The sequence below is a fragment of the Mesorhizobium sp. M7A.F.Ca.CA.002.04.1.1 genome, assembly GCF_004022805.1.
In the GTDB taxonomy this organism is placed as follows: domain Bacteria; phylum Pseudomonadota; class Alphaproteobacteria; order Rhizobiales; family Rhizobiaceae; genus Mesorhizobium; species Mesorhizobium ciceri.
The window spans coordinates 1-5,119 of record NZ_RZPL01000400.1 but is presented as its reverse complement, the minus strand read 5'-3'; the positions used below and the strand labels follow the sequence as shown (position 1 = coordinate 5,119).

Annotated in this window: 5 protein-coding genes, 1 tRNA gene and 1 pseudogene; 4 read left to right on the top strand and 3 right to left on the bottom strand. The window is 62.3% G+C overall.

Annotated elements, in window-relative coordinates:
• Both ENZ75_RS20110 and fghA read left to right on the top strand, forming a co-directional pair.
• Positions 1-142, top strand: a pseudogene (locus tag ENZ75_RS20110) (S-(hydroxymethyl)glutathione dehydrogenase); the annotation flags it as partial.
• 212 nt (positions 143-354) lie between these two features.
• A complete protein-coding gene (gene fghA, locus ENZ75_RS20105) occupies positions 355-1,200 on the top strand; it encodes an S-formylglutathione hydrolase (protein WP_063168877.1) in 846 nt (281 codons plus the stop codon).
• A 181-nt stretch (positions 1,201-1,381) separates the two neighbouring features.
• On the opposite strand, the gene ENZ75_RS20100 is transcribed toward fghA, so the two are convergent.
• Positions 1,382-1,458: transfer RNA gene (locus ENZ75_RS20100), tRNA-Met, on the bottom strand.
• Between the two features lie 240 nt (positions 1,459-1,698).
• Here ENZ75_RS20100 and ENZ75_RS20095 point away from each other — a divergent pair.
• Positions 1,699-2,664 (top strand): Gfo/Idh/MocA family oxidoreductase, encoded by a 966-nt coding sequence (locus ENZ75_RS20095; protein WP_013529902.1) that lies wholly within the window; start codon positions 1,699-1,701, stop codon positions 2,662-2,664.
• Between the two features lie 56 nt (positions 2,665-2,720).
• Here ENZ75_RS20095 and mnmA read toward each other — a convergent pair whose 3' ends face one another.
• Complete coding sequence (gene mnmA / locus ENZ75_RS20090; RefSeq protein ID WP_063168876.1) at positions 2,721-3,911, bottom strand: tRNA 2-thiouridine(34) synthase MnmA; 1,191 nt, start codon at positions 3,909-3,911, stop codon at positions 2,721-2,723.
• A gap of 289 nt (positions 3,912-4,200) precedes the next feature.
• On the opposite strand from mnmA, the gene ENZ75_RS20085 reads away from it, so the two are divergent.
• A complete protein-coding gene (locus tag ENZ75_RS20085; RefSeq protein ID WP_013529904.1) occupies positions 4,201-4,476 on the top strand; it encodes a DUF1153 domain-containing protein in 276 nt (91 codons plus the stop codon).
• Positions 4,477-4,545: 69 nt separating this feature from the next.
• On the opposite strand, the gene ENZ75_RS20080 is transcribed toward ENZ75_RS20085, so the two are convergent.
• A partial coding sequence (locus ENZ75_RS20080) for an NADP-dependent oxidoreductase (protein WP_164887884.1) occupies positions 4,546-5,119 on the bottom strand: 574 nt, incomplete at its 5' end.

Below are 5,119 nucleotides of genomic sequence, written 5' to 3'. Positions count from 1 at the left end.
GCCGAAGATCGTCGACTGGTACATGGACGGCAAGATCCAGATCGACCCGATGATCACCCACACGCTCAAGCTCGAGGACATCAACAAGGGTTTCGATCTCATGCATGCCGGGGAGAGCATTCGCAGCGTCGTGGTTTACTGACCGGCTCACACGACACGCTCGCGTCGAAGGCTCTGTGTTCCCAAAATACCGTGCCTCCCCGACATCGGGCGTTAGGCCGGCGGCGCGACTGACATTCCGGATGTCCGCGCCGCCGGTCGGTTCGACCCCACCTGATCCGCCCGGGTTGCCGCGATCATGGTCGATGCCGTAGACACCGGCCCATTGGCGTTTGAAATCCGTGGAGAGGGAATATGCCGGAACCCATGAAGACCATCTCCCAGGCAAAATCCCATGGCGGAGTGCAGGGCATCTATTCGCACCTGTCGACGAGTTGCTGCTGCGACATGACGTTTGCCGTTTTCGTGCCTCCACAGGCCCGGGAAACGCCTTGCCCCGTGGTGTGGTATTTGTCGGGACTGACCTGCACCCATCAAAATGTCATGGACAAAGGCGAATACAGGCGCATGGCCGCCGAACTTGGCCTGATCGTCGTCTGTCCAGACACCAGTCCGCGCGGCGCCGACATCCCTGATGACAAGGACAATTGGCAGTTTGGCGGCGGCGCCGGCTTTTATCTTGATGCAACGCAGGAGCCTTATGCGAAGAACTACCGGATGTATTCCTACCTCGTCGAGGAACTACCCACGCTGATCGCCGCTAATTTTCCGGCAGACATGTCGCGCCAAGCCATAACGGGCCATTCGATGGGCGGACACGGCGCGCTGACGATTGCTTTGAAAAACCCGCAGCGGTTCAGGAGTTGCTCGGCATTTGCGCCGATCGTGCAGCCAAGCGCTGCCGGCTGGTCAAGGCCGGCTTTCGAAAAATATCTCGGCACGGATGAGGCCTCGTGGCGGGCCTACGACGCTACTTCGCTTGTTGAAGACGGGCGCCGCTTCCCGGAATTTCTCGTCGATCAGGGAACATCGGACGGGTTCCTGAATGACGGGCTGAGACCCTGGCTTTTGGAGGCGGCCTGCGCCAAAGCCGGCATTCCGCTGACGTTGCGCATGCAGGACGGATACGACCATTCGTATTTCTTCATTTCGACATTCATGGACGACCATTTGAGATGGCATGCGGAATGGCTTGCATAGGTCGAGGTCCGAGCGATGCAATCGGATTAATCCTCGTCCAAGCGAGGAACGCGTTACTCTTTCTCGTCTCTACCGGGGCGAGGAACACGATGGCGCCGCATTGAAATTATTGAACAATTTCAACCGGAAGCGCTACCAACGCGTATAAATTTTTAGCCATTTCCATGGTTTAACTGGATTTTGGTAGCGGGAGAGGGACTTGAACCCCCGACCCCAGGATTATGATTCCCGTGCTCTAACCAACTGAGCTACCCCGCCAGGGCGGCGAAAGGCCCGAAATCCGCCTCAAATCGAAGGGCATGTCGGGGGCGTTCGCCAAGGTCGCGCGGATATAAGGTTGGGAAGGTGAGCCTGTCAAGCTTCGAAGCAACCGGCTTGCCGGCTTATCGTCATTATCGAAAAGCTTTGCCGCGGCGACATTTGGTTGTCGCCGCCGGGGTTGAGTTCGAAGGGGCACGTCGCTATGTCTCGGCCACGAGTTTTTAGAGTTTGAAACAGATGAAGCCGCGCATAGCAGTCCTCGGTTGCGGATACTGGGGCAGCAACCACATCCGCACTCTCAAGGCGCTCGGCGCGCTGCACGCGGTCTCCGATACCAACCGGGCCCGCGCGGAAGGCTTTGCCAGCGAGCAGGACTGCCTGGCGATCGAGCCGGACCAGCTGTTCGTCCGTGACGATATCGACGCCATCGTCATGGCGCTGCCGCCGCAGTTCCATGCCGACCTTGCGGTACGTGCCGTCGAGAACGGCAAGGACGTGCTGGTGGAAAAGCCGATCGCGCTGACGGTGGCGGATGCCGAGCGTGCGGTGCAGGCGGCCAAGGACAATGGCCGCGTCTTCATGGTCGGCCATGTCCTGCGGTTCCACCCCGCCTTCGAGACGCTGAAGGGGCTGATCGACAAGGGCGAACTCGGGGAGGTCCGCTACATCCACTCTCACCGGCTCGGCCTCGGCAAGTTCCACACAGAGAACGACGCGCTGTGGGACCTGGCGCCGCACGATCTGTCGATGATCCTGGCGATCACCGGCACAGAGCCGATCGAGGTGCGCGGCGAGGGGGCCGCCCTGCTCGACAATCTCAGCGACTTCGCGCATCTGCACATGCGCTTCCCCAACGGCCTGCGCAGCCATCTCTTCACCTCGCGTCTCAATCCCTATCGCGAGCGGCGGCTGACCGTGGTCGGCACCAAGGCAATGGCGGTGTTCGACGACGTCGAGCCATGGGAACGCAAGCTGGCCGTCTACCGCCACGCGGTGTGGCAGGACAGCGGCCAATGGGCCTTCACCACCAATGAGCCGTCCTATGTCGCGGTTGCCCAGGGCATGCCGCTGACGCGCGAGCTGGAGCATTTCATCCAGTGCATCGAGACGCGTGCCGAACCGCGTACCAGCGGCGAGGAAGCGATCAGGGTGCTGCGCATCCTGACCGCCGGCACGGTCACCCACACCAAGTCGAATTCCTGAAGCGCGGATTATTCGGCAGGAAACTTATTCGGCAAGAATCTTATTCCGCGGGAATCTTATTCCGCGGGAATCTGGTCCGGCCGGGCGGCAAGCCGGGTCAGCATGGCCTCGGCCTCGGCGCCACGCTCCGATCGCTCGATGAAGCCGCCGCCGAACACGCGGGCCTCGTTGCCGTCATCGGAGTAGAGCACGCAGGCCTGGCCCGGCGCGATGCCGGACTCGCCGTCTACCAGTTCCACCCATGTGGCACCGGCACGATGATGCAGCACGGCCGGGCGCGGCGGCCGCGTCGAGCGGACCTTGGCGAACAGTTCCAGGCCGCCGGCAGGGACGTCTGTGAGCGGTCCGTCGCCCAGCCAGTTCATATTGCGGAGATAGATCTTGTGCGTCTCCAGCGCCTCGCGCGGGCCAACCACGACGCGAGCCCGGTCGGCATCGAGATGGACGACGTAAAGCGGCTCGCCGGAAGCGATGCCGATGCCGCGGCGCTGGCCGATCGTGTAGCGCAGGATGCCCTCATGGCGGCCGAGCACGCGGCCGTCGATGTGGACGATGTCGCCCGGATTGGCCGCAGTTGGCTTCAGCTTGGCGATGATGTCGGAATACTTGCCCTGCGGCACGAAGCAGATGTCCTGGCTGTCCTGCTTGGCGGCAACCGCCAGCCCCATCTCCTCGGCGATGGCGCGAACCTGAGGCTTCGACAGGCCGCCGAGGGGAAAGCGCAGATAGTCGATCTGCGCCTGCGTGGTGGCGAACAGGAAGTAGCTCTGGTCACGGTCGGCGTCGACCGGACGGTAGAGCGCGCGCTGGGCGCCATTGGCGCCGGAACGGATGTAGTGGCCGGTGGCCAGCGCGTCGGCGCCGAGCTCCTTGGCGGTGGCCAGGAGGTCGGCGAACTTCACCGTCTGGTTGCAGGAAACGCACGGGATCGGCGTCTCGCCGGCGACGTAGCTCTCGGCGAAGGGATCGATGACCGCCTTGCGGAAGCGTTCCTCGTAGTCGAGCACATAATGGGGGATGCCGAGCGTCTCGGAGACACGGCGGGCATCGTCGATGTCCTGCCCCGCGCAGCATGAGCCGGCCCGGTGCGTCGCCGCGCCGTGGTCGTAGAGCTGCAAGGTGACGCCGACGACGTCGTAGCCCTCGCGTTTCAGCAGGCCGGCGACGACCGATGAATCGACACCGCCGGACATGGCGACGACGATGCGGGTGTTTTCGGGACGTCCGGGAAGATCGAGACTGTTCATGATGCTTTCGTTCTGCGCGGCGCCTCAATGCCAATGTCGAGAATATAGGTCAAGCTTTACCGGCGCGCCAGCGTGCAGGGCGATTCACCGTTTGTGGCCGATCTTCGCCAAGGGATGCATTTTCCCCCGGCAAATCAGGGTTTGCGGGCAGATGTTTCAAATGCCGGCGAAAAGACTAACGCGGCGTTCATGATCCTTACCTAGTCATTAGGGTCTGCTTAGGCAATTTTTAAAGCTGTGGCGGTAACGTGGCGGGGATTGGGTCTTTGAGTTTTTTGTAGAGAGTACGATGACCGATCTGGTTAGACCGAGAGTCAAATATGTTATCGGGCCTGACGGCAGCCCTCTTACGATTGCCGATCTGCCGCCGACCAATACACGTCGCTGGGTTATCCGGCGTAAGGCGGAAGTGGTTGCGGCCGTGCGCGGCGGGCTTTTGAGCCTGGACGAGGCATGCCAACGCTACAAGCTCACCACCGAGGAATTCCTGTCCTGGCAGGCGTCGATCGACGAATACGGCCTTGCCGGGCTGCGCACGACACGCATCCAGCAATACCGGCACTGACCATTGCGAATTTAGATGAAGGGCGCGGCTAACTCCGCGCCCTTCTGTTTTTCACGGTCACCGTTCCGCTCAGAGCGACAGCACAACCTTGCCGATCGGCTTGGTGGCAAGGAAGGCGTGAGCGGCCCCCGCCTGGTCCAGTGGGAAGCTCTTCGCCACATGGACGGTGATCTTGTTGGCATCGATCAACCGAGCCAGTTCCAGCAGGCCCTCCCTGTCGGGGAAGACCGACATACGCTCGACCCGAATATCGCGCGCACTGGCGTGCGCCCTTGTGTCGTCGCTGACATCGAGCAGTGACACCAGCACGCCGCCACGCTTGAGCACCTTCAGCGAGCGTTGGGCGTGGTCGCCCCCCATTGGATCCAGCACCAGATCGATGTCGCGAACCTGGTCGGTGAAATCGCCCTTGGTGTAGTCGATGACCTCGTCGGCGCCGAGGTTGCGGACGAAATCGAGCTTGCCCGGGCTGGCCGTGGCGACGACGTGGGCGCCGCGCGCCTTGGCGATCTGCACCGCCAGATGACCGACGCCGCCGGCTCCCGCATGCACCAATACGCGCTGCCCCGATTTCAGCCCGCCGTGGCGAACAAGCCCTTGCCAGGCGGTGAGGCCGGCCAGCGGCAAGGCGCCTGCCTCGAGG

Coding starts and splice junctions, on each gene's coding strand:
- fghA (WP_063168877.1), top strand. CDS start 355: ATGCCGGAACCCATGAAGACCATCTCCCAGGCAAAATCCCATGGCGGA.
- ENZ75_RS20095 (WP_013529902.1), top strand. CDS start 1,699: ATGAAGCCGCGCATAGCAGTCCTCGGTTGCGGATACTGGGGCAGCAAC.
- mnmA (WP_063168876.1), bottom strand. CDS start 3,911: ATGAACAGTCTCGATCTTCCCGGACGTCCCGAAAACACCCGCATCGTC.
- ENZ75_RS20085 (WP_013529904.1), top strand. CDS start 4,201: ATGACCGATCTGGTTAGACCGAGAGTCAAATATGTTATCGGGCCTGAC.